A 23,423-nucleotide genomic window follows, 5' to 3' on the forward strand; every position below is an offset into this window, starting at 1 on the left:
CCGGGTGCGGGGCGCATCGGTGGCGGTCTCAGGGCTATCCCTAGGCGGCGTTCGGGCCGGGATTGGGGGTGGCCGGAAAATCGGATGAGGTTCGGCAGGCCGTCAGGCACAGTTGACAGTGTGATGTCCGATTTTGTTCCTGGTATCGAGTTGTCCCGAGACTTTTATGCCGAGGTGGTGGCGCCGCTGGTGGAGCGGGTGCCGCACAGCGCCGCGTTGATCGGGCCGGGCTCGGAGGTGCTGGCCTTCGACACGGGCCGCTCCGCCGATCACGACTGGGGCCCGCGGGTGCTGGTGTTCGTGGAGCCGGAGCGGGTGGCGCAGGTGGAGGCGCAGGTGCTGGCCGGGCTGCCCGAACGGTTTCGGGGGCTGGAGACGGTCTTCGACTACCACGGTGCCCGGCGGCCGGGCGTGGTGGTCGCCGATCTGGAGGCGTGGCTGGTGGAGCGGCTGGGGTTCGACCCGCGGCGGGGGGTGTCGCTGCTGGACTGGCTGTCGGTGCCGTGGCAGAGCCTGGCGGAGGTGACGCTGGGGGAGGTCTTCCATGACGGGCTGGGCGGCCTGGAGGAGGCCCGGGCGGCGCTGCGCTGGTATCCGGGCGATGTGTGGCGGTACGTACTGGCTTGCCAGTGGCGGCGCATCGCCCAGGAGGAGCCGTTCCCCAGCCGGTCGGGAGAGGTGGGGGATGAGCTCGGCTCAGCCGTCGTGGGGGCACGGCTGAGCCGGGAGGTGATGCGGCTGGCGCTGCTGCTGCGCCGCCGCTACCCGCCCTACGCCAAATGGCTGGGCAGCGCCCTGGCGCGGATGCCCGGCTCGACGGAGCTGGGGGAGTCGCTGGGACTGGCGGTGGCCGCCCGGTCATGGCGGGAGCGCGAGGACGGGCTGGCCGCCGCCTACGGGCGGCTGGCGGCGCTGCAGAACCGGGTGGCGCTGGCCGAGCCGCAGGATGAGCGGGTACGGGACTTCCACGACCGGCCCTTCCGCGTCATCGGCGGCGACCGGTTCGTCCAGGCGCTGCTGGGATCGGTGTCGGACCCGGTGATCAGGGGGTTGCCGGTGGTGGGGTGCGTGGACCAGCTGTCGGACTCGGTGGACCTGCTGCTGGAGCCGCGCCGCGCCCGCGCGGTGACGGCGGCGGCTCTCGGCCTGAGCGCCTGAGCGCCTGAGCGCCGCTCAGGCCCGCGTACGGCCGAACAGGCGGGCGCCGCCGAACACGCACACGGCCGCCAGGGCCACGGTGACGGCGGCGCCGGTCAGGACGGTGGCGTTGGCGTAGTGGCCCTGGAAGACCTGCCGTACCGCGTCGACGGTGTAGCGCAGGGGCACCACCCGGGAGGCGGCGTCGAGCCAGCCCGGCGCCAGGCTCATCGGCAGCAGCAGGCCCGACAGCAGCATGAGCGGCATGCCGGCGGTGTTGGCGATGGCCGCGAACTCCGGCGGCGTGGCGACGTTCATGGCCAGCCCGTAGGACAGGGCCGACAGGGCGGCGGCCAGGACGGCCACGAACAGCAGGCCCAGCACGATCCCGGCCAGCGGGGCGCGCAGCCCGAAGACCAGGCCGAGCCCGATGAGCAGGATCGACTGGACCAGCAGCTGCACGACGTCGCGCAGCGTGCGGCCCAGCAGCAGGGCCAGCGGGTGGACGGGGGTGACGCGCATGCGGTCGATGACGCCGAGATTGCGGTCCATCAGCAGGCCGAGCCCGACGAACGAGCCGCCGAGCAGGGCGAGCTGCACCAGCACGCCGGGCACCAGCGCCTGCCAGGACGATCCGCCCACGCCGAGGTCGAGCCTGGTCAGCAGCGGGCCGAACAGCGCCAGGAACAGCAGCGGCTGCAGCATGCCGAACCACAGGCTGGTCGTGGAGCGCAGCGTGGCGCGCAGGTAGCGGCCGAAGATGATGCCGGTGTCGGTGAGAAGGGTCATGGGATCTGTGTTCCTGTGGGTCTAGATGGACAGAAGGATCTAGATGGACAGAGGTTCGCCGGCGGTCGTGCGGCCGGTGATGGCCAGGAAGGCCTCCTGCAGGCTGGCGGCCGGATCGCCGGTGTGGCGGGACTTGAGCTCGGCGGGGGTGCCTTCGGCGACGACCGCTCCGGCGTCCACGACGACGATGCGGTCGGCGAGCGCGTCGGCCTCGTCGAGGTAGTGGGTGGTCAGGAAGACCGTGGTGCCGTGCTCGGCGCGGATGCGGCGCACCAGCTCCCACAGCTCGGCGCGGCTGCCGGGGTCCAGGCCGGTGCTCGGCTCGTCGAGGAAGAGCACCTGCGGCCGGTTGACCAGGCCGAGCGCGATCTCCAGCCGGCGGCGCTGGCCACCGGACAGGGCGGCGCTCGGCCGCTCCATCAGCTCCTCCAGAGCCAGGTCGCGGGCCAGTTCCTCGGCCCGCTCGCCGGCCTGGCTTCTGCTCAGGCGGTGCAGCCGGCCCTGGGTGATGAGCTCCTCGCGTACACCGCAGCCGGGGTCGAGGCCGCCGGACTGGGCGACGTAGCCGATGCGGCGGCGTACCCCGGCGGGGTCGGCGAGCAGGTCGTGCCCGGCCACCTCGGCGTGGCCGCCGCTGGGCGGCAGGAGGGTGGTGAGCATGCGGACGGTGGTGGTCTTTCCGGCGCCGTTCGGGCCCAGAAAGCCGAGGATCTCGCCGCGCCGCACGGTCAGGTCGATGCCGCGTACGGCGTGGACGGGACCTTTGGCCAGGGTGAAGGTACGCGTCAGGCCCCGGACGTGGATGGCTGGTTCAGGCATGCCGCCGATGGAACCACACTCCACTCCAAAATTGCAATCGACTTAAAGTTTGGAGTTGAGTTAAGCTATTCGGCATGACCGAGGGCTTGCGGGAACGCAAGAAGCAGCAGACACGCCACCGCATCCGCGACGTGGCCACCGCCCTGTTCGTCGAACGCGGCTTCGACCACGTCACCATCGCCGAAGTCGCCGCGGCGGCCGAGGTGTCCGTCAACACCGTCTACAACTACTTCCAGACCAAGGAGGACCTCGTCCTGCCGCCCGAGGAGGCCTCACCCCAGCGCCTGGCCGACATCGTGCGCCACCGCCCCGCCGGCCAGGCCGCCGTCCCCGCCGTCCTGGAACACCTGCGCCAGGAGGTACGGCGGCGCGAACGCAAGCTCGGCCTGACCGACGGCTTCGGCCGCGTCTTCGACATGATGCGCGCCGCCCCCACCCTCACCGCCCGCCTGGGCGACCTCGGCCGGCAGATGACCGACGAACTGGCCGCCGTCCTGGCCGAAGAGAGCGGCGCCGCGCCCGGCGACCCGCTGCCCGCCATGGTGGCCTGGCACATCGGCGGCTTCCACGCGCTGGTCTACGCCGAGATCGGCAAACGGACCGCGGCAGGGCAGGACCCCGACGCCATCGCCGCGGCCGTGCTGGAACTCATCGACATCTACGAGGACCTGCTCGGAGAGCGTCTTCGAACCTACGCCACACGTAAGGACTGACCAATGTTCAGAGTGACGATCCGCGGCACCTTCGAGGGCCTGGACGAGGCCACGCGTGAGGCCGTACGAGCCGCGGCAGGCGCCGCCTTCACCGAGGCCGGGACCTTCACCCACGACCAGAGCGTGTCAGCCTTCACCTTCCGCTGCCAGATCCCCGCGGGCCCCGACGACGGCGAGCACGAGGCCACCGCGGCCGCGATGGCCGCCCTGGACGCCCACGGACACCCCTACCGCCTGCTGCGCGTCGCGGTCACGGACATGCGCGACATCAAGATCCGCCGCAAGGGCCGCCCGAGAGCGAGCTCGGGCTGAGCCCCGCCACCGGCCGCCCGGCATCCCGGGTACGACCCGCCGCGTTCACGTGAGGGCGTCGGCGGCGCGGATCTCGGCGGCTTTGCGAGCCCTCACGTAACGTCAGGCGCAAGCCCGGGCTGGACTCTCCCACAGCCGGAGGCCCCATGCTGGGGGACGTGGACGACGACCTCCTGCCGATCGGACAGTTCGCCCGGCTCACCCGCCTGAGCGTCAAGCAGCTGCGGCACTACGACGAGATCGGGCTACTACGGCCCGCCTGCGTGGACACCGCCACCGGCTACCGCTACTACCGCGCCGCCCAGGCCCGCACGGCGATGTCGATCGGGCTGCTGCGCTCCCTCGACGTGCCGCTGCCCGTCGTCGGCCAGGTCCTGGCCGGCACCGAAGGCGCCCTGGAGTCCGTACACGACTCACTGGAGGCCGAACTGGCCCGGCGGCGGCGCACATTGGCCTCCCTGGAACGCGTGATAGCCGACGGCCTGCCCGCCACCCAGGTCCGCATCGTCACCGAACCGGCCCACCGCGTCGCGCTCGTGCGCGAACGCGCCACCGGCCCGGCCGACATCGCCCGCGCCACCACCGCCGCGATGTCACGCCTGACAGCAGGCCTGCCGCACGGGCCGGCGACCCGATCCGACACAGGCACTGCCACGGACACCGACACTGACGCGGGGAATGCCACGGGAAGCTTCGCCGGCACCGACCCGGCACACTCCGGCGCGACGCCCTCTACGACGCCCTCCGCGATGCCCTCCGCGATGTCCGGCACGATGTCCGGCACGGCGCCCTCCGCGAACTCTTCCCCGGCGCTCTCCGTTACCCCCTCCGCGGCCCCCGGCAGCCGTCCAACTACCGCTGACACGCACCCAGCGCTGCCCGGTGGGGGAGCGGCCGTCGGTGGCCCGCGTTTGATCGGCCTGTTCCCCGTCGACCTGACCGACGACTTCGACGTGAGCGCCGCGCTCGTCCTGGCAGACGGCTGGCACGCCGGCGGGGGAGCACAGGTGGACGTGCTGCCCGGCGGTACCTTCGCCGCCGCCACCCACCTCGGCCCCTACGACCAGATCTCCCTGACCGCCCACGCCGTCCTGGCCTGGTGCGCCGAACGCCGCCACCCCATCCGCGGCCCGATCCGCGAGGTGTACGTGTCCGACCCGGCCCACACCCCGCCCGACCAGCTGATCACCCACCTGATGATCCCTTTGGAGGACGAGTCATGAGCGCCGAACTGATCACCCAAGGCCCCGTCACCTGCCTGAACGTCACCGGCCTCGGCGAGCCAGGAGGAGCCGAACACCTGTCCGCGATCGGCGCCCTGCACGCCGTCGCCGGCGCGATGGGCGGCCCCGCCGGGCCGCTGGAGGGCCTGTGGTGGGCGGAGGACGAGCGCCCGGGACTGCAGGTGCCGCGCGAGCAGTGGCGCTGGCACCTGCTACTGCCCCTGCCCGCCACCCCCGAGCCCGGACGCCTGGAACAGGCCCGCGAGTCCGTACGCGCGAGCGGCGCGGCCGTCGACCGCGTACGGGTGGCCGTCTTCACCGAGGGACAGTGCGTACAGATGCTGCACCACGGCCCCTACAGCGAGGAGCCCGTGACCCTGAAGGTGATGGAGGAGTACATGGACGAGCACGGCCTGGTCGCCAACGGGCCGCACCACGAGGTGTACCTGACGGCGTTCGACGACCCCGACCCGCGCACGCTGCTGCGCCAGCCCGTCCGCCCGGCATGAACCGCCTCACCCGTTAATCAGGGGTTCATCTGGGGTCGCACGATCTTCCCCCGCCGCCGCGCCGGCTCCTACATTCCGAAGCGTCACCCCATCCCGAGCGTCACCGCGGACACCGGCCCAGCGAGGTCAGGCCGGTCGCCACCGCGGCCGCGTCGGGCGCGAAGGTAAGAGCCGGCAAGGAGACAGACCGTGTTCAAGCGCATCGCCCTCATCCCCGTGCTGTTACTGGCCTTCCTGGGAGTGGCGAACCCCGCCCCGGCCCAGGCGCACGAGCAGCGCCACCTGCGCATCCTGCTCACCAACGACGACGGCTACACCTCCTCCTACCTGCAAGGACTGCGCCAGAAGCTGATCGAGGCGGGCCACGAGGTGACGGTCGTCGCCCCCGACAGCGACGTCAGCATCACCGGCACGGCGATCAACGCCAAATTCGGCACCACGCTGCAGGCCACCCAGAAGGAACCCGGCGTCTGGGCCGTCGGGGGCAGCCCCAGCGACGCGGTCGCGTTCGGGACGCGCGTCGTGTTCGCCGGCAACCCGCCCGACCTGGTGGTCTCGGGCCCCAACCCGGGTGAGAACGTCGCCGCGACAGCCAACTACTCCGGCACCGTCGCCGCGACGATCACCGCCATCACCGGCGGCATCCCCGCCGTGGCGGTCAGCGTCGCCAGGAGCGGCGGCTCCTTCCCCAGCGCCGACCAGTCGATCGCCTTCGCCGTCAAACTCGTCGACCGGCTGGCGGCGACCTCACGCGGCGCCGTCCTGCCCGCCCGCACCGCGCTGAACGTCAACTACCCCGTCACCCCCAACGGCAAGGTCACCGTCGCCAAGCTGGGAACCTCACTGCCGTTCTCCACCGACTACACCCTCGACTCCACCGCGTGCGCCACCTGCTACCGCATCCTGCCCCTGCCGGCCACCGCCCCCGACCCGGTGACCGACGCCGACCGCACCCTGCTGGCCGCCGGCAACGTCACCATCACCCCGCTGGACGGCAACTGGGAAGCGGGACCGGCCACCGCCACCATCATCCGCCTCCGCCTCAACGCCCTGACCCCCTGAGCCCGGAGCACCCCCCGGAACACTGTGGGCCCGTGAGCACAGGAGACCACCACGGGCCCACAACCCGACCCCACCCCACGGCTATACGACACGGCACCACATGGCACCACACGGTTCCAAATCTGCGGTGCGCACGAACGGAGCGGTGAGCGGGACGGGGCCGCACAAGGGTGAGCACAACGTACGTCCCGAACGCGACCGCGTTGCTGGGGCTGCCCGCGCTCGCCGAGCGGGCGGCCTGGTCTGGGCTGCTCACGATGGCCCAGACGCCGGGCTCCTTATGGCTGCGCGGCTCATGAACCGCGGCTCCTAAACAGCGGTGAGGATGACAGGCCCGTCGTCGGTGATGGCCACCGTGTGCTCACTGTGGGAGGCGCGTGAGCCGTCAACGGTCCGCAACGCCCACCCGTCGGCGGCCGTGAGGTAGCGGCCGTCGCCGCCCCCGGTGAACATCGGCTCGATCGCCAGCACCAAACCCGTCCGCAGCACCAGCCCACGCCCCGGCCGCCCCTGGTTGGCCACGTGCGGGTCCTCGTGCATCTTCCGGCCGATCCCGTGCCCGCCGAAGTCGATCGGCACGCCATAGCCGCCCGCCACCGCGACCGAGGAGATGGCGTGCCCGATGTCGCCCATCCGGTTGCCCGGCCGCATCGCGGCGATGCCCGCCCGCAGCGCCTCCTGCGTGGCCTCGATGAGCGCCACATCACGGGCGCGCGGCAGCCCCACCACGAAGCTGACCGCCGAGTCGCCTGCCCACCCGTCGAGGTAGGCGCCGCAGTCGATGCTGACCAGGTCGCCGTCCTTGAGCCGGTAGCGGTCCGGGATGCCGTGCACGATCACGTCGTTGATCGACGCGCAGATGACCGCCGGGTAGGGCGTCGGCGCGAAGTGCGGCTGATAGCCCAGGAACGCGGGCGTGGCACCGGCCTCGGCGATGATGGTGGCCGCCAGTTCGTCCAGCTCGTCGACCCGCACCCCCACCGCCGCATGCTTGACGATCGCCTGCAGTGCCCGCGCCACCACGCGGCCCGCTTCGCGCATCGCGTCGATCTCGGCCAGTGTCTTGATCTCTACCATGTCGATAACTATACCGGTATTTTTATCCCACTGGTATGCGTATCCCGGCTGTAGACTCGGGTTCATGGTCCGACCCTCGCTGACCCCCGAAGAGCGACGGCGCGGCGAGCAGCTCGGCCTGCTGCTCCGCGACGTGCGCGGCGACCGCAGCATCGTCGAAGTCGCCGCCGCGGCCGGCATGTCCGCCGAAACCCTCCGCAAGATCGAGACCGGCCGCATCCCCACCCCGGCCTTCTTCACCATCGCCGCCCTGGCCGACGTCCTCGGCGTCTCCCTCGACCACCTCGCCCTGCGGCTCACCCCCGCCACACCCGCCTGAGCGAGACGAAACCGGGCCCGCCCAACCGCTCTCCCCGCCCAAGAGCCCACTCGAGCCAGGCGGAAGCGGGCCCGCTCACCGATCCGGGGGGTCGGCCCGCTTCAACAGCGGATGCGCCCGCATCGCCCCCTCCAGCTCACCCGGCAACTCATCGCGGTAACGCCCCAGCGTCGACAGATCACTGTGCCCCAGCACCCGCCGCACCGCGTCCATGTCCACCGCGTCCGCCAGCAGATGCGTCGCCGTCGTATGCCGCAACCCATGCGGCGTCACCGACCGCCGCTGCTCGGCCGCCACCCGCCGCTGCACCCGATCGATCACCCCCTGCACATCACCACGCGCCAGCCGCCGCCCCCGCCACGACAACAACAACGCCTTGTCCGGCAACGCCGCCCGCTCCCGCGCCAGATAAGCCTCCAACGCCAGCGCCACATCGCGGGGGAGCGGCACATCCCGCGTGCGGCCCCCCTTGCCGAAGATCCGCCAATAACGCACCCCGTCATTGGTGTAGAAATCCTCGACATTGGCCCGCACCAGCTCCGACACCCGCGGCCCCAGCGTCGACAACAACAACACGATCAACGCATCACGCAACTCCGTCCGCTGATCACGCCGCCCCGCCGCCGGCGCCTCACCCGCCGACCGCGCCGCCCCGATCAACCCCTGCGCCTGCTCCCGCGTCAACGCCCGCCGCTCGGGCCGCAACCCGCCCCGCTCCCTGGCCGTCACCGTCGACGACGCCATCGGATTGATCTGCACCCAGCCCGCCAGCGACGCGTACTTGAACAACGCCGAGATCGAACGCCGAAACCGCGCCTGCGACGACGGACTCTGCCCCCCGCCACCCGCCGGGCGCCGGCCATCCGGCTTACGCGCGAACGCCAGCAAGATCGCGTCGACGTCCTCACCCGACAGGTCGTCCAGCACCGTCGACTCCCCGGCCAGCGCCACCAGCGTCGCCACATCACGCGCATACAGCTCCGCCGTCGCCTGCGACAACGCCCCCGTCAACGTCTTGGCCCGCACCAGCTCCACATAGCGGTCGGCCGCCTCCACCACCGTCAGCCGATCGAGCTCAGCAGGCCGCACCGTCCCCCCTCACCCCAAGATCCACCGAAGATCCACACAGGCAGACGGTAGCGGGCCCCACCGACAGAAAATCAGATGTCGCGGAAGGTCTCGATCCGCGCCCCCAGCGCGTTCAGCCGCTCGGCCAGATCCTCATACCCCCGGTTGATGACGTACACATTGCGCAGCACCGACGTGCCCTCACCCGCCATCATCGCCAGCAGCACCACCACCGCCGGCCGCAGCGCCGGCGGGCACATCATCTCCGCGCTGCGCCAGCGCGTCGGCCCCTCCACCAGCACCCGATGCGGATCCAGCAACTTCACCGACGCCCCCAGACGCGTCAGCTCCGTCAGATAGATCGCCCGGTTGTCGTAAACCCAGTCATGGATCAGCGTCGAACCCTGCGCCGTCGCCGCGATCGCCGCGAAGAACGGCACATTGTCGATGTTCAGCCCCGGGAACGGCATCGGGTGGATCTTGTCGATGGGGGAGACCAGCTTGGACGGCCGCACCGTCAGATCCACCAGCCGCGTCCGCCCGTTGGCCGCCGGATACTCGGCACCCCGATCGTGATCGAGGCCCATCTCCTCCAGAACCGCCAGCTCGATCTCCAGGAACTCCACCGGCACCCGGCAGATCGTCAGCTCCGACTGCGTCACCACCGCCGCCGCCAGCAGGCTCATCGCCTCCACCGGGTCCTCAGAGGGGGAGTAGTCCACATCCCGCTCGATCGAGGCCACCCCGTGAACCGTCAGCGTCGTCGTGCCCACGCCCTCCACCCGCACACCCAGCTCCTCCAGGAAGAAGCACAGGTCCTGCACCATGTAGTTGGAGGAGGCGTTGCGGATCACCGTCACACCGTCGTGGCGCGCCGCCGCCAGCAGCGCGTTCTCCGTCACGGTGTCACCCCGCTCGGTCAGCACGATCGCCCGCGACGGCGACACCCCCCGATCCACCCGCGCGTGGTAGAAACCGCCCGTCGCCGTGATGTCCAGCCCGAAGTGCCGCAACGCCGACATGTGCGGCTGCACCGTACGCGTCCCCAGGTCGCAGCCGCCCGCGTACGGAATCTGGAACTGGTCCGTACGATGCATCAACGGCCCCAGGAACATGATCACACTCCTGGTACGCCGCGCCGCCTCGGTGTCCATCGACTCCAGCTCCAGCCGGGCCGGAGGCACGATCTCCAGGTCACTGCCCTCGTTGATCCACCGCGCCCGCACCCCGATCGAGGCGAGCACCTCCAGGATCCGGTAGACCTCCTCGATCCGCGCCACCTTACGCAGAATCGTCCGCCCCGAGGTCAGCAGCGACGCGCACAGCAGCGCCACACACGCGTTCTTGGAGGTCTTGACATCGATGCTGCCCGACAGACGCCGCCCGCCCACGACCCGCAGATGCATCGGCCCGGCATAGCCCAGCGACACGATCTCACTGTCGAGCGCCTCACCGATCCGCGCGATCATCTCAAGACTGATGTTCTGGTTACCGCGCTCGATCCGGTTCACCGCGCTCTGACTCGTCGCCAAAGCGTCCGCCAGCTGCAGCTGTGTCCACCCACGGTGCTGGCGCGCGTCACGAATCAACCGGCCGATCCGCACGAGATAATCATCAGTCATAACACGACAACATATCTCACATATGAGATGTGGCCGCACCCGACCCCGCCGACGCGCCGGACAACTCCCGATGCACCGCCAGATGCTCCGGCGTCGCCACCACCTTACGCTTACGCACGAACGCCTGACGCGCCTGCCGGAACCCATTGCGGTCATCGAACATGTCCCGGCTCATCTCCGCCAGCTCCTCCACCCGATAGGCCTCCAACGGCTTACGCCGCTCATCGGCCTCCCGCACCTCCCGCCTGATCCCCAGCAACCGCTCATAATCATCGCCGGCCGCCAACCGCTCGGCGTACTCCAGCACCGACCGCTCGAACTCCAGCCGCGACCCCACCATCATCCGATCGGCCAGCCCCAGCTCCACCGCCTGCGCCGCACCCACCGGCAACGCCTCACCCGTCAGCCGCCCCGCCACCGACGCACCCACCCGCCGAGGCAGCACGTACGTCCAGAACTCCGACCCGAACAACCCCATCGTCCGATAGTGCGGATTCAACACCACACCCTCACGAATCAGCACCCGATCCGCGCCCAGCCCCATCATCACGCCACCCGCACCAGCGTTACCGCCCACAGACGTCACCACCAGCTGCCCCGTACAGGCGATCACCTCACGACACACCTGGTTGATCGCGTTGATGTTCATCCACGCCTCCAGCTCCGGATGACGCGCCGCCTCGATCACATTCAGATGAATGCCATTGGAAAACACCTCACCACCCCGCAGCACCACCACCCGCGTATCCTGCGCCGCCGCGTACCGCAACGCCGACGCCAGCCGCCGGCACTGCTCGGTCGACATCGCGCCGTTGTAGAAGTCGAAACTCACCACCCCCACCGCGTCACTACGGTCATAGGTCACCTCGCTGTAACCCGGCCGCTCCTCAAGCCCCGCCACCCGATCACCCAGCACCAACGCCGCCGGCAGCTTGATCGCCCCCGGCTCCTCCGCCCGCAGATGCCCCACCCACACCGTGCCGTCACCGGTGTGCACCAGCACCGCGCCCTCACGCCGCGCCACCACCGACCCCGGCGTCCCCACCACCACCGGGCCCCGATACACATCGAACACCCGCATCATCCGCCCCTCCAGCAACACCCGCCCACCCGGCGCCCCATCGGCCGAACGCACCCGCCGCAACACCGCGTCGGTCGGCTCCGACCAGGAGAACTCCCGGTCGCCATGCCGCATCGCCGGCCGCAACCGCCCCCGCACCAGCGGCGAACGATAATCCAGCGGCACCGGCGCGAACCCCGCGTCCATCGCCTTGGCCGCCACCTCCACCACCAACTCCACCGCCGCGTCGGCCACCGGCCCGTTGTAGAGGGCGGACTTGCGCGGCGGCTCGGCCGGCATCGCGAACGTCCGGAACCCCCAGATCGGCCCCGCGTCCATCTCCTCCACCGCCTGCAGCGCCGTCACACCCCACTCCGGCTCGGCGTCGGCGATCGCCCAGTCCAGCGAGGACGGGCCCCGGTCGCCAGGCGGCCCGGGGTGAATGATGATCGTGCGATGGTTCTGCCACAGCGGCGCCGGGATCTTCTCCTTCAGGAACGGGCAGATGATCAGGTCGGGTTTGGCCAGCTGGGCCGCCTCCAGCATCACCTGCTCCGAGACGGCCAGCTCGACGGTGACGTCGTGACCGGCCCGGCGCAGTTCCAGCCAGGCGCGCTGGGTCAGGCCGTTGAAGGAGGAGCAGAGCAGCAGAATACGCAACGGAGAACTTCTTTCATGCGGGTCGTTCGAGGGGTACGGGGGCTCGCCGTGTGCGGGCCCAGGGGAGAGGGGCCGGCTCAGCCGGGCACACCTGGGCGCGGGTGACCCCACCGGTCCCAGATGTTTACGGCAGTCCCATATGGCCCGTACATGCCCTCGATGCTGACACGAACCTGCAAGTGCTGATGACACATCTCGGCAAAAATCCGCCCGGACCAGCCCCAAATGACCAGATTTGTCGGAATCGAATGTGGGGGAGAGGTCCCAAAACGACCCCGAAACCCCCTTCCACGTCCCGACAACCGGGCCCGCCACGCGACCGAAACCCCGACCCGGACCGCTTGACACTTGCGGCGCCTCACCGTGATTGCGCCCCCTCCGGTCCGGCTTTCTGTCCTGTCGCAAAAGGGGCCCAACTTCACCGGCCACCGTGACCCGGCGCCCGATCTCAACGAGAACAACGGCGCCGCCACCATGGCGGTGATCGGGCTGGGCAAGGACCGCCCAGTTTCAGGGCCGAGACGCCGCAGGAGCCGGGACGTGCGACTGCTCGCGGGCCAGGAGCACACCGAGGACGGCGGCAAGGACAGGAAGGCCGGCGATGACCGCGACGATCGCCGGCCAAGGAGTCTCGAACGGCACCCGAACCGGCTCCTCCCACGTGGTACGCACCGTCAGAGGCCACAGCAGCAACATCCCGGCGGGACAGCCGGCGACCGCGCCCAGAACCGTTCCGCACAGGGCGCTCAGACCAGCGCGAAAGGCACAGAACCACCGGAAGGCCGCGCCCGATCCATTACCGGCCCGCCTCAGGACCCGAGCCTGACGCGCATTCGCGGCCCTTCCGAAGCCGGCGGTCAGCGCGCACACGAGGGCGACAAGGAGGGCCACCGCGACGACGATCAGCCACCCGGTCGAAGCCTCGAAGCCTCGTTCGACGTAAGCCTTGGCGACCGCGTCGTCCAGCCGGTCATCTAGACGCTTCTGCTCCTGCACCGTGACCCGCCGCAGGGTGGGGTCGACGATCAGCTCCTCCGGCTGGAGCTGGTATCCGAGGTCCCGGACGATCTTCGACGGGACGAAGATCGTCTCCATGCGCGGATCGGCGGCCCTGGCGCCGACCGCCGGGACGGTCCTGGTCGTCGTTGTCTTGTCGTTCTCGTTGATCTCGTAGGACAGCTCGACCGAGTCGACCTTCACCTCGGCTGACGTGATCACCACGACCGTGCCCTCGTCGTACGGCGTCGACTGATCACCCGTCAGATACCGCAGCAGCTTCTCGTCACCGATGGCCTGATTCCCATAGACAGCTTCCTCCGTTATTTCGACGTTCTCCGCCCTCACGGCGAAGAACCGAGACTCGGCCGAAGGGCGCTCAATCTGGGCAATCGGCACCCCGGGCAAATCGCGCTCGATCACCGCTCGCACGGTCGCCGCGTCCGCCGCCGAGAAAGGCCCCGCGAACAAGAGGTTCGGCTGGACCAATAAGGTGCCCGGCCTGGCTCTGGGGGAGTATTCGGCCCTGCTCAGCGTCGTTTGGCCGACCGCGATGACCATCAGCGCGATACCGAAAGCACTCGCCATCATCGCCAGCGTGATCGCGAGCACCGCGCGAACGCGACGATCGGCCAGGTCGCGGGCCGCCAGGCGGAAGGGCAGCGGCAGCCGTTCCGCATAGGGACCGGCAATCTCCAGTAGCCACGAAGGCAGCGGGCCGAGACCGGCGACAAGCAGTCCCGCGCCGATGAGGGTGATCAGCAGTATTCCGAAGGATTCGAGGGCGCCGTAACGCGAATCCTCATGCCCCAACCACGCACCAAGTCCCATCAACAACAAACTGGCGAACGACACGAACAATCCCACGACGACGAATCGCCGGCTTATGGACTCGTGGCGGTTGGGCGGGGCGGAGAGCAGCGCGGCAGGGATGGCCCCGGCTGCGGCCATCAGGGGAAGGCCGACGAACAGGATGAGGACCACTGCCGAGACTACGTAGAACGCAAGATCGAAGGACATGGCGGAATGGTAGTGAGCGTCAACGGCGACGCATACGCGCCATTGACGCCGCGGCATTTCACGCGCCCGCCACACTGGCCCCGCACACCGGGAAGCCGGCTTGATTCCCTGGGTGGCTATCGAAATGGAACTGTACGCGATACCGGACAGAATCCCGCTTCTGTCCGGTATCGCATATTTTCGGGTGATTTAGAGGCGGTTGACGAAGCGGGCGGCGGCGCGCTGGCTCATGCCGGTCTCGCCGCGTACGAGGAAGACGGCTTCCTGGAGCTGGCCGTGAGCCTTCATCTCGCGCGCCTGGTCGACGAGGTCGGGGCTGGGGGTGGGGCGGTTGCGGGGGTTCCTGGTCAGCCGGACGGCCAGGATGATCAGGTAGATGGCCAGGGCGGTGACGACGGCGGTGAGCGCGACGAGACCCGCGGTGGAGATCGCCAGGCTGTGCATCTCTCGATCGTAACGCCGCTCGTGCCGGAGATCAGCGGCGAGAAGACGCCCGGATGACGAGGAAGGCGATGATCGCGATCACGATCACGGCGAAGACGAGTAACTCCAGGGGCCCTATGTTCATATTGATCAGCGTAGGTGGCGAAAAGATGCCGTGTGCGGACCCTCTCCGTTTGCTTGATAATGAACATTATGTCAAGTAGGCCGCTTCGAGAGGGGCTCTGACTCGGGGTGGAGCCCCATGTGCGCTTAGTGACGTTGGTCACCCTGCCCGCCGGTCCGCCGAGTGGTGAACGTCGGGGCCTGGCCAGGGGGTGTTACGGGAGGTGACGGCCGCCTCCGGTGGGCCGGCGCGGTTCTTGATCATTACGGTGCGTGAGGCCGGAATGCTCTGACCGACGGGTTGACCTTCGGTTGATTCACTGTCCTGGCTGGCCGGATCGCCTTAGGGTGGGAAATCTGCTATCGCGCCGCGAGAGGAGCAGCACGTGGGGAATCAGTCGGTGTTATGTCCAGTGTGTCAGGGAGTTCTGCCCGCTACGGGCCGGGAGTCCTACACGACACTGCGGGGTCGTCTTATTGTGACCAACGGTTACTGCGGAGGTGGTTGCGCCGAGCGGCGGGCCGAGATGGAGCGGACGCAGCAGATGACGCGTCCTTCGGCCCCGGTTGTGCCGGCCGCTCCCCCGGTGGCTCCCGCGCCTTCCTTGGCTCCTGTCGCCGGTCCGGCGCGGGCGCGGGTGGCGGGCTGATCGTTTGTGTAGCCGGTGCCCGGGTTCTGCGCGGGTGCCGGGTGGGTCTCCGGGCCTGAGTAGTTGTAGTGGGTTTGTGGGCTGGCCGTTCTGTGCGTGTGGTCATACGTGGCCTTGTGTTGTGTGCCAGTAGTCGCGGGTCTGTACGGCGAGGCCGTCGGAGTCGAAGCGGGCGATGACGCAGCCCGCGAGGGTGATGGGTGTGCCTTCGTCGATGGCGTGGACGCGGAATTCGATGACCGCTTGGTCGCCGTCCACGATGGGGGTGGCGAAGGTGACGTGCGGTGCGGTTTCGGTGCTGAAGGACCAGCGGATGTAGTCCGCTATGGCGCCTCTCCCCCGGTGTGGTGGCCGGAAGGGCATGGAGGTGTGGACCGCGTCGTGGTGGTAGAGGGTGGCGATGTGGTCGGTGTCGTGGTGGGTCCAGCCGTGTTGCCAGGTGTCGGCGAAGCGCTGGGCGGCTGCTCGGGTGTTCATGGGTCTCAGTGTGGCGGCGTTTAACCGCTCGATTCTGTCGGTGGCGTTGGTTATGGTCTGAGCTCGTGTCTGGTGAGCAGTCGCTGGTCCGCGCGCGTGGGCTGGTGAAGCGGTTCGGGGATTTCGTCGCGGTCGACGGGATCGATATCGACGTGGCGCCTGGTGAGGCGTTTGGTTTCCTGGGTCCCAATGGGGCGGGTAAGTCGTCGACGATGCGGATGATCAGTTGCGTGTCGATGCCGTCGGCGGGTGAGTTGCGGATCTTCGGGCTGGATCCGGTGCGGGAGGGGCCGCGGATTCGGGGGCGGCTGGGTGTCTGCCCGCAGCTGGATAACTTGGATCCTGATCTGACGGTTCGCGAGAATTTGACGACGTACGCCCGTTATTTCGGGTTGTCGCGGGCGGAGGCGCGGGCGCGGGCGGAGGAGCTGCTGGAGTTCGCGCAGCTGAGTGATCGGGCCTCGAGCCGGGTGGAGCCGCTGTCGGGCGGGATGAAGCGGCGGTTGACGATCGCGCGGGCGATGGTCAACGAGCCGGATCTGGTGCTGCTGGACGAGCCGACGACGGGGCTGGATCCGCAGGCGCGTCATCTGCTGTGGGAGCGGTTGTTCCGGTTGAAGCAGCGGGGTGTGACGCTGGTGCTGACCACGCACTACATGGATGAGGCCGAGCAGTTGTGCGATCGGCTGGTGGTGATGGACGGCGGGCGGATCGTGGCCGAGGGGTCGCCGCGTTCGCTGATCGAGGCCCATTCCTCGCCTGAGGTGGTGGAGGTGCGCTTCGGCGGGCAGGAGCTGGCGGATTTCGTGGCGCCGCTGGCCGGGATCGGTGATCGGGTGGATGTGCTGCCGGATCGGATCTTGGTCTACGCCAAGGACGGTGACGCGGCGGTGTCGGAGGTGCATCGGCGTGGGCTGGTGCCCTCCAGTGTGCTGGTGCGCCGTTCGTCGCTGGAGGATGTGTTCCTGCATCTGACGGGCCGGACGTTGGTGGAGTGATGGCGCATCCGACGGTGGCGGTGCTGGAGCGGCATCTGACGCTGTACAAGCGGTTGTGGCGGGCGTCGTTGTTCTCGTCGTTCGTGTTGCCGGTGCTGTTCCTGGCCAGTATCGGGCTGGGGGTGGGCGGTTACGTCGGTGAGGTGGGCGGCGTGCCGTACGTGGAGTGGATCGTGCCGGGGGTGCTGGCGTCGACGGCGTTTCAGATGGCGGTCGGCGAGTGTACGTATGCGGTGTTCGGGGAGTTCCGGTGGAATCGCGGGGCGCATGCGATGTTCGCGACGCGGGTGTCGGTGTGGGACATGGTCGGTGGCTGGCTGCTGTACATCGTGTTCAGGGTTGAGATCGCGGTGGTGGCGTTCCTGCTGGTGGTGGGGGCGTTCGGGGCGTTGTCCTCGCCGTGGGTGGTGTTGACGCCGCTGGTGGCGGCGTTGCTGGCGGTGGCCGTGGCGGCGCCGGTGACGGCGTTCTCGGCGACGATTGATCATGACAGTTATTTCGCGTTGCTGTTTCGGTTCGTGATGTTGCCCTCGACGTTGTTCGCGGGGGTGTTCTTCCCGGTGGAGCAGTTGCCGGCGCTGGTGCGGCCGGTGGCTTATGCGTCGCCGTTGTGGCATGGGGTGGAGCTGGCGCGGGCGGCGACGTCGGGGGCCGCTCCCCCGTGGCCGCTGTGGGCGCATGCCGGGTGTTTGGTGGCGTTCGCGGTGGGCGGGCTGTGGTGGGCGGGTTACGCGTTCCGTAAGCGACTTCAGGACTGATGATGGTGACGTTGGCGGTGGCCCGGCGGCTGGTGTCCGGCCGGGTTTGGGCGGGGCGTGTTTCGGCGGGCCGGGTGGGTGCGGTGGTGGGCCGCAATGTGGGCGCGCTGCGTTCGGGTGCTTCGTACTGGCTGGTGCTGGTGTCGGGGTTCTTCGAGCCGCTGCTGTATCTGCTGTCGATCGGTGTGGGTGTGGGTGCGCTGGTGGGGCGGATTCCGCTGGGTGATGGCCGGGTGGTGTCCTACGCGGCGTTCGTGGCGCCGGCGATGCTGGCGGTCTCGGCGATGAATGGGGCGTTGTCGGAGACGACGTTCAACTTCTTCTTCAAGATGCGTTATACGAAGACGTTCGAGGCGGTTTTGGCGACGCCGGTGCGGCCGATCGAGGTGGCGTTGGGTGAGTTGACCTGGGCGATGGTGCGCAGTTCTGTTTACACGGCGTTGTTCCTGGTGGTGATGGTGGTGCTGGGGCTGGCCGAGCCGGTGTGGGCGTTGGCGGCGTTTCCGGCGACGATGCTGGTGGGGGTGTCGTTCGGCGCGCTGGGGATGGCGGTGTCGACGGTGCTGCGTGGCTGGCAGGATTTCGATCTGATGACGGCGGCGCAGTTCTCGTTGTTCCTGTTTTCCGGCACCTTCTCCCCTGTGGCGGATTATCCGGGGGTGTTGGAGGTGGTGGTGCGGGTGACGCCGCTGTATCACGCGGTGGAGTTGGTGCGGGGTCTGGCCTCGGGTGTGCCGCAGTGGGGGTTGCTGGGGCATGCGGGTTATCTGGTGGTGATGGCGGTGGCGGGGTTGTGGTTCGCGGCGGGGCGGATTCAGCGGGTGTTGTGTGCGTAGCCGGCCGGCCGGCCGTGCCGAGGTGCGGGCGGGGGCGCCGGGGAGCAGGTCTTCTGCGTGCTGATCGCGTTGGTCGACGAGTCGCTGCTGCTCGCCGCGGATTTAACGCCCCGCGAGCCCCGATGCCGGACCCGTTAGCATGCGCTGAAGAACTCCCGCTGCGCCTGGGCCACGACGAGCGGGGCTCCGTCGTCTTCCGGCCCTGAATGCCCGGTTCCCGGCAGGGTGATGCGTCGCGCGTGCGGGAGTACCTCGGCCAGCTTGCGAAGGGTGATGTCGAAGTACGCCGCGCTTTTCGCGCCGCCGAGGAGGTGAGCCGCCCATCGACAGCGGGGGTTCGTACAGGGCGACGCGGTCGAGGGCGGGCGTGACCAGGGCTGTGCGCAGGACGACGAGCGCGCCTGAGCTCAGGCCGAAGATCTGGGATGCGCCGGTCGCCGCGATGAGCGCCTGTAGATCTTCGACCTCTCTCATGAGGCTGAAGGCGGTTCCGTGGGGCCGCTCAGCCCGCGTCCGCGCCGGTCGGGCACGTAGACGGTGTGGTCGCTCGACAGAGCGGTGGCGAGCTTGGTGAGGTGCGCCATCTGAGGCCTGACGCTCGACGACCTCGACCTGGCCAACCGGCGAATAGCCCTCGCCGGCCGCCACCAGCGACTCGGCGACCTCAGCCATCGAGCTCTACGCCACTGGCTCCGTCACCGCCGCGCCACCTGGCCGCACACCAGCAATCCGCACGTCCTCATCAGCGACAAGACCGCCCACGGCACAAGCCCGATCAGCCAACAATTCGTGACGCTGCGGATGAACCACACCGGATGCAGCGTCGACCGGATACGCAAGGACCGCATCCTCCATGAAACTCTCGTAGAAGGAGCGGACCCGCTTCACCTGTCGTTGGTCTTCGGGATCTCTCACAGCACCGCCGCCAGATACTCCGCCGTCGCCGAGCACCTGCTCGCCGACGAGCTCGATCAGGCACCCCAGCCGTGATCCCCTTGGCCCATGACACCGGGACTCCCACGAACTCCCCGCATTTTCAGATCTCACCAACCGAACTCGCGTGTGTTCCTGATGAAGGTCCTTCAGTCTGGCTGAACTCACGGCGGACGTGCCGGTAAGAAACGTGTCATGAGCCCCAAACGAGCGCGACTCCGACGCCGGTCGTGTTAGCACCCGGGATCAGAACCCCGACAGCCAGCGCGACGCGTTGATGGCTGCCGGGTGTGACCGGATCTTCATCGATAAGGCGTCCGGGAAACTCGACCGGCGGCCCGAGCTGGACAAGGCCCTGGACTACCTGCGGCCGTGTGACACCTTCGTTATCACGCGTCTGTCGCGAGCAGCTCGTTCCCTACGCCACTTGCTGGATCTGGCGGCCGATTTGCGCGGGCGCGAGGTCGATCTGTTGGTGCTCAAGCAGGGTATCGACGCCTCCACCCCGACCGGGCGGCTGCAGTTCCACATGTTCGGCGCGTTCGATGAGTTTCTTCGCGAGCTCATCGTCGAGGGCACGCTCGAAGGCCTCGCCTCCGCGCGAGCTCGTGGCCGAGTCGGTGGCCGGCCGCGGGCACTGGACGCCGACGGAGTCGAGATGGCCCGGGCGCTGTATGAGGTGAAGGGCTGGGACGGAAAACGCAAGTACACCGTCCAGCAGATCGCGGACCGGCTCGGCATCGGCCGCGCAACCATCTACCGAAACCTCCACGTCTGAGCCCTGGAAGGGCGTCAGACGGCAGCAACGGCGAAACCCCACCCTCGGGCGGCTGAGACGGGACCGCGATGTTCCGGCCGGTCGCAGGACTGGCCAGCAGCTCGTGGATATCGTCCCAGTCCTACAACTTCCCGACCTGTACATCCGGCATAGCAACTACCCGCTCTGACTGGACCCGGTCAGCGACGCGCAGGCGGGGCGACGCCAGGTTCCGCGTGGTTGTGCGGCCTTGCGGCCGTCAGGCGCGGGCCGTCGTGAAGGCAGCGGCGCTCTCGCGGTCGAGCCAGGTGGCGAAGTCCATCAGGCCCGGGTGCTCCTTGCGTAGCGCGTCGATGTCGGCGTGCCAGCCGCCGCCGTGGTTGGCGAAGTCGTAGCCGGCCACGGCGTCGGCGTCGCGGCCGGCCAGTGCCTCGCGCGGGATATGCCGGTAGGCGATGGGCTGCCGCAGCGCCCGCTCCATGGCTCGGGCGATCTGCGGCATGGTCAGCTCGTCGCCGGCCAGTTCGATCGTCCGGCCAGCGTATTCGGCCGGACGGGTGAAGGCCAGCGTGGCGAACGCGCCGATGTCGGTGGCCGCGATGAGCTGGACCGGCACGTCCGGCAGGACGACGTCGGCCAGGACGCCGTCGCGCACGCCCGTCTGCGGATGAACCTGGTTCTCCATGAAACGGACTGGCCGCAGCGCGGTCATGGGCAGGCCCAGGTCGCGGGCGTACCGCTCCAGGGTGTCCTTGGTCTGCCAGCGCGCGATGCCGTGCGAGGCGTCGGCCGCGCCGACGGAGGCGTACACGAAGCTGCGGACGCCGGCCGCCGCAGCGGCATCGGCGACGTTGCGGCCATAGCGGAGCTCGTCGTCGATGGTGAAGCCGGGCGGCGTGCCGGGGTAGCCGAGGGTGGGCTGGACGCTGAAGACGCCGTCGACGCCGCGGGTGGCCGCGTCGAGCGAGGCGCTGTCGCCCATGTCGCCGCGGACCAACTCGGCGCCGGCGGCGGCAAGCGCCCGCGCGGCAGGGGTGCCGGGGTCGCGGACGAGAGCGCGGACCCGCTGCCCGGCGGCCAGCAGGCCGCGGGCCGTGGCGCTGCCCTGGGTGCCGGTGGCGCCGGTCACGAGAACGGTGATCATGTTTCCTCCGATGGCGGGGGTCGAGAACAGGTCAGGTGTCGGGCAGGTGGTGGGTCGAAATGGGGTCAGGTGTTGAGCAGGTGGTGGGTACGGCCGAAGGCCAGATCGTCGACCAGGCGGCGCTGCCAGGGGCGCTGGATGATGGCGTGGGTGAGCCGGCGGGTGGCGCGCGGCGCGGCCATGATCTCGGCGGCCAGCTCCCAGGCGCGCGGCTGCAGTCGCTCGTCTGGCACGACCTCGTTGACCAAGCCCAGCTCCAGCGCCTCGGCGGCGCCGACGCCTGCGCCGGTGTAGAGCATCCGCGCGGTCCGCTTGAGGCCGAGCAGTTCCTGGTAGACCAGGTGCTGGCCATCGCCGGGTACGGCGCCGGAGCGGAAGTGGGTGTCGTCGAACACGGTGCCGGGGGTGCACAGCGTCAGGTCGCAGGCAAGGGCCAGCTCCTGGTGGTAGCCGGGCCCGTTGAGCGCGCCGATCGTCGGCACGTCCACGGAGAAGACGAGGCTGCGTAGCAGCGCGATGCCGTCGCGGTAGAGGTCGTAGCGGTCCTCGCCCCGCTGCGCCGGCGGCCGCTCGCGCAGGGCGGGGTCGAGCCCGCCGGTCCACGCGCCGCCAGTGCCGGTGAGGATCAGCACCTCGTTGTCCAGGTCTGCGCCCGCTTCGTGCAGCACCTCGCCCCACGCGTGGTGCAGCGCGAGTGACATGACAGCCGGGCCGCCGCCGGTGTGCGTGCGCAGCAGGAGCACTCCGTCCCGGCGCTCCATCGCGAAATGCTCGGCGTGCCGGGCGGCGTACTTCGGTGGTTGGGAGTTCATGACACCTCCTAACCGGGGAGTCTCCCCGGTTTCTGTTCGGGTACGATACGGGGATAGTCCCCACTTAGGCAAACCCGGGAGGCGACGATGCGGGCCGACGCCCGGCGCAACTACGACCGGCTGGTGGCCTGTGCTCGGGCCGCCTTCGCCGAGCTAGGGGCCAATGCGCCGCTGGACGACATCGCACAGCGGGCGGGAGTCGGCAACGCCACGCTCTACCGGCACTTCCCCACCCGGCAGGCGCTGCTGGAGGCGGTCTTCCGCGACCACATCGACGCCCTGTGCCGCCGGGCCGGAGACCTGATGTCCGCGCCGTCGCCGGGCGCGGCGCTAAAAGAGTGGCTGGGCGCAGTGATCGCGCAGGGCAGTACGGAGCGCGGGCTGGCCGCATCGCTGCTGGCAGCGCTCGGTGAGGACGGCTCGTCGTGCCGCGCGGCGGTGTTCGGGGCGGCGCGGGCGCTGCTGGCGCGGGCACAGGAAGCGGGCGACGTCCGGACGGGCGTACCGGTCGAGCAGCTGTTCAAGCTGGTGAACGCCATCGCACTGGTCACCGAGACGGAACCGGACGCGGCGGGGCAGGCGGCCGCTCTGCTCGACCTGATCTTCCACGGTCTGACTCCGCGCCCGTGAGCGACGGGCGCGGAGTCAGAGCGTTGAGGAGCGCGCGAGTCCGGCGGGGTTAGCGGCAGGGCGAACAAGAGCGAGAATTCCAGCACCTTGGGCGCCACGTCGGCGAACATCCCGGGCGGCAGTTCGATCGCCCGGGCTGCCGCCAGCTTGCGAATCTCGGTCATCATCGACTCCAGGCTCACGTTGCCCGGCGCGGACTTGATGAACGCCAGCACGTCGTCCTCCTCGTCGTCCTCCTCGTCGTCCTCCTCGGCAGCCGTCTCGCTGGCGGGCTCCTGGCGGTCGCCGGCCGCCTCGGCTCTCGCGCGGCTGGCATCATCAATGCCGACCAGTGCGCAGATGCGCTGGGTGGTCTCGAAGCTCAACCGGGAGCAGATGCGCACCGACCAGGTGACCTCCGCCTTGTGCAGCGCCGAGGCCACGATCCGGGAGATCCGGCCAGGCGACGGTTTCGGCTGGGCGCTGCGCTGAGGGTCAACTTCCTGACCTGACGATG

The 23,423-nt window shown here is 69.4% G+C and carries 25 protein-coding genes and 1 pseudogene; 15 read left to right on the plus strand and 11 right to left on the minus strand.

The window, feature by feature from the left end:
• Positions 1-150: 150 nt before the first annotated feature.
• Positions 151-1,158, plus strand: a complete 1,008-nt coding sequence (locus ACIBO2_RS31665) for a DUF4037 domain-containing protein (RefSeq protein WP_397301543.1) — start codon at positions 151-153, stop codon at positions 1,156-1,158.
• A 15-nt stretch (positions 1,159-1,173) separates the two neighbouring features.
• On the opposite strand, the gene ACIBO2_RS31670 is transcribed toward ACIBO2_RS31665, so the two are convergent.
• Positions 1,174-1,926, minus strand: a complete 753-nt coding sequence (locus ACIBO2_RS31670; protein WP_358549522.1) for an ABC transporter permease — start codon at positions 1,924-1,926, stop codon at positions 1,174-1,176.
• A gap of 39 nt (positions 1,927-1,965) precedes the next feature.
• Complete coding sequence (locus tag ACIBO2_RS31675) at positions 1,966-2,745, minus strand: ATP-binding cassette domain-containing protein (RefSeq protein WP_358549525.1); 780 nt, start codon at positions 2,743-2,745, stop codon at positions 1,966-1,968.
• A gap of 74 nt (positions 2,746-2,819) precedes the next feature.
• On the opposite strand from ACIBO2_RS31675, the gene ACIBO2_RS31680 reads away from it, so the two are divergent.
• The 6 genes from ACIBO2_RS31680 (at position 2,820) to ACIBO2_RS31705 (ending at position 6,863) form a co-directional block, all read left to right on the plus strand.
• Positions 2,820-3,458: a TetR/AcrR family transcriptional regulator gene (locus tag ACIBO2_RS31680; RefSeq protein WP_358549528.1), complete on the plus strand. Its 639-nt coding sequence runs from the start codon at positions 2,820-2,822 to the stop codon at positions 3,456-3,458.
• A 3-nt stretch (positions 3,459-3,461) separates the two neighbouring features.
• Positions 3,462-3,770 carry a DUF6204 family protein gene (locus ACIBO2_RS31685; protein WP_358549530.1) on the plus strand — a complete coding sequence of 103 codons (309 nt, stop codon included), beginning with the start codon at positions 3,462-3,464 and terminating at the stop codon, positions 3,768-3,770.
• Positions 3,771-3,928: 158 nt separating this feature from the next.
• Positions 3,929-4,993, plus strand: coding sequence for a MerR family transcriptional regulator (locus tag ACIBO2_RS31690; RefSeq protein ID WP_397301547.1), 1,065 nt, complete (start codon positions 3,929-3,931; stop codon positions 4,991-4,993).
• Positions 4,990-5,502 carry a GyrI-like domain-containing protein gene (locus ACIBO2_RS31695; protein WP_358549535.1) on the plus strand — a complete coding sequence of 171 codons (513 nt, stop codon included), beginning with the start codon at positions 4,990-4,992 and terminating at the stop codon, positions 5,500-5,502. Before ACIBO2_RS31690 ends, ACIBO2_RS31695 begins: the two co-directional genes overlap by 4 nt.
• Before the next feature lie 189 nt (positions 5,503-5,691).
• A complete protein-coding gene (surE, locus tag ACIBO2_RS31700; RefSeq protein WP_358549538.1) occupies positions 5,692-6,564 on the plus strand; it encodes a 5'/3'-nucleotidase SurE in 873 nt (290 codons plus the stop codon).
• Positions 6,565-6,734: 170 nt separating this feature from the next.
• A complete protein-coding gene (locus tag ACIBO2_RS31705) occupies positions 6,735-6,863 on the plus strand; it encodes a hypothetical protein (protein ID WP_358549541.1) in 129 nt (42 codons plus the stop codon).
• Between the two features lie 10 nt (positions 6,864-6,873).
• Here the strand turns inward: ACIBO2_RS31705 and map are convergent, their stop codons facing one another.
• Entirely contained in the window at positions 6,874-7,641 is a 768-nt protein-coding gene (gene map / locus ACIBO2_RS31710; RefSeq protein ID WP_358549544.1) for a type I methionyl aminopeptidase, read from the minus strand.
• Positions 7,642-7,705: 64 nt separating this feature from the next.
• On the opposite strand from map, the gene ACIBO2_RS31715 reads away from it, so the two are divergent.
• Positions 7,706-7,960: a helix-turn-helix transcriptional regulator gene (locus tag ACIBO2_RS31715; RefSeq protein WP_357645069.1), complete on the plus strand. Its 255-nt coding sequence runs from the start codon at positions 7,706-7,708 to the stop codon at positions 7,958-7,960.
• 75 nt (positions 7,961-8,035) lie between these two features.
• Here ACIBO2_RS31715 and ACIBO2_RS31720 read toward each other — a convergent pair whose 3' ends face one another.
• The 6 genes from ACIBO2_RS31720 to ACIBO2_RS31745 all read right to left on the minus strand — a co-directional run bounded on the left by ACIBO2_RS31720 (position 8,036) and on the right by ACIBO2_RS31745 (position 16,059).
• Positions 8,036-9,049 (minus strand): tyrosine-type recombinase/integrase, encoded by a 1,014-nt coding sequence (locus ACIBO2_RS31720; protein WP_358549546.1) that lies wholly within the window; start codon positions 9,047-9,049, stop codon positions 8,036-8,038.
• Between the two features lie 71 nt (positions 9,050-9,120).
• Positions 9,121-10,650, minus strand: a complete 1,530-nt coding sequence (locus ACIBO2_RS31725) for a UDP-N-acetylglucosamine 1-carboxyvinyltransferase (RefSeq protein ID WP_358549549.1) — start codon at positions 10,648-10,650, stop codon at positions 9,121-9,123.
• Between the two features lie 16 nt (positions 10,651-10,666).
• On the minus strand, positions 10,667-12,370 hold the full coding sequence (locus ACIBO2_RS31730; protein ID WP_397301554.1) for an enoyl-CoA hydratase-related protein: 1,704 nt from the start codon (positions 12,368-12,370) through the stop codon (positions 10,667-10,669).
• A 510-nt stretch (positions 12,371-12,880) separates the two neighbouring features.
• Positions 12,881-14,386 (minus strand): FtsX-like permease family protein, encoded by a 1,506-nt coding sequence (locus ACIBO2_RS31735; RefSeq protein WP_397301556.1) that lies wholly within the window; start codon positions 14,384-14,386, stop codon positions 12,881-12,883.
• Positions 14,387-14,575: 189 nt separating this feature from the next.
• Positions 14,576-14,830 (minus strand): hypothetical protein, encoded by a 255-nt coding sequence (locus ACIBO2_RS31740; RefSeq protein ID WP_358549557.1) that lies wholly within the window; start codon positions 14,828-14,830, stop codon positions 14,576-14,578.
• Between the two features lie 854 nt (positions 14,831-15,684).
• Positions 15,685-16,059 carry a nuclear transport factor 2 family protein gene (locus ACIBO2_RS31745; protein ID WP_358549560.1) on the minus strand — a complete coding sequence of 125 codons (375 nt, stop codon included), beginning with the start codon at positions 16,057-16,059 and terminating at the stop codon, positions 15,685-15,687.
• A 65-nt stretch (positions 16,060-16,124) separates the two neighbouring features.
• Between ACIBO2_RS31745 and ACIBO2_RS31750 the strand changes: the two genes are divergently transcribed.
• The 5 genes and pseudogenes from ACIBO2_RS31750 to ACIBO2_RS31770 form a co-directional block, all read left to right on the plus strand.
• The gene (locus tag ACIBO2_RS31750; RefSeq protein WP_358549563.1) at positions 16,125-17,057 is read left to right on the plus strand and encodes an ATP-binding cassette domain-containing protein; all 933 of its coding nucleotides are present in this window, start codon (positions 16,125-16,127) and stop codon (positions 17,055-17,057) included.
• A complete protein-coding gene (locus tag ACIBO2_RS31755; protein WP_397301561.1) occupies positions 17,057-17,815 on the plus strand; it encodes an ABC transporter permease in 759 nt (252 codons plus the stop codon). The genes ACIBO2_RS31750 and ACIBO2_RS31755 overlap by 1 nt, the downstream gene beginning before the upstream one ends.
• Positions 17,815-18,651, plus strand: a complete 837-nt coding sequence (locus tag ACIBO2_RS31760) for an ABC transporter permease (protein WP_397301564.1) — start codon at positions 17,815-17,817, stop codon at positions 18,649-18,651. Before ACIBO2_RS31755 ends, ACIBO2_RS31760 begins: the two co-directional genes overlap by 1 nt.
• Before the next feature lie 789 nt (positions 18,652-19,440).
• Complete coding sequence (locus ACIBO2_RS31765; RefSeq protein ID WP_397301567.1) at positions 19,441-19,641, plus strand: hypothetical protein; 201 nt, start codon at positions 19,441-19,443, stop codon at positions 19,639-19,641.
• Positions 19,642-19,825: 184 nt separating this feature from the next.
• Positions 19,826-20,362: pseudogene (locus ACIBO2_RS31770) on the plus strand (recombinase family protein); the annotation flags it as partial.
• 238 nt (positions 20,363-20,600) lie between these two features.
• Here ACIBO2_RS31770 and ACIBO2_RS31775 read toward each other — a convergent pair.
• Positions 20,601-21,485, minus strand: a complete 885-nt coding sequence (locus tag ACIBO2_RS31775; protein WP_397301570.1) for an NmrA/HSCARG family protein — start codon at positions 21,483-21,485, stop codon at positions 20,601-20,603.
• Positions 21,486-21,550: 65 nt separating this feature from the next.
• Complete coding sequence (locus ACIBO2_RS31780) at positions 21,551-22,297, minus strand: enoyl-CoA hydratase/isomerase family protein (RefSeq protein WP_358549577.1); 747 nt, start codon at positions 22,295-22,297, stop codon at positions 21,551-21,553.
• An 87-nt stretch (positions 22,298-22,384) separates the two neighbouring features.
• On the opposite strand from ACIBO2_RS31780, the gene ACIBO2_RS31785 reads away from it, so the two are divergent.
• Together ACIBO2_RS31785 and ACIBO2_RS31790 are read left to right on the plus strand one after the other, a co-directional pair.
• Entirely contained in the window at positions 22,385-22,927 is a 543-nt protein-coding gene (locus ACIBO2_RS31785; RefSeq protein ID WP_358549580.1) for a TetR/AcrR family transcriptional regulator, read from the plus strand.
• 147 nt (positions 22,928-23,074) lie between these two features.
• Positions 23,075-23,398 (plus strand): hypothetical protein, encoded by a 324-nt coding sequence (locus ACIBO2_RS31790; RefSeq protein WP_397301574.1) that lies wholly within the window; start codon positions 23,075-23,077, stop codon positions 23,396-23,398.
• The last annotated feature ends 25 nt before the right edge of the window (positions 23,399-23,423 follow it).

Source organism: Nonomuraea sp. NPDC050022 (genome assembly GCF_044460705.1).
Lineage (GTDB): Bacteria > Actinomycetota > Actinomycetes > Streptosporangiales > Streptosporangiaceae > Nonomuraea.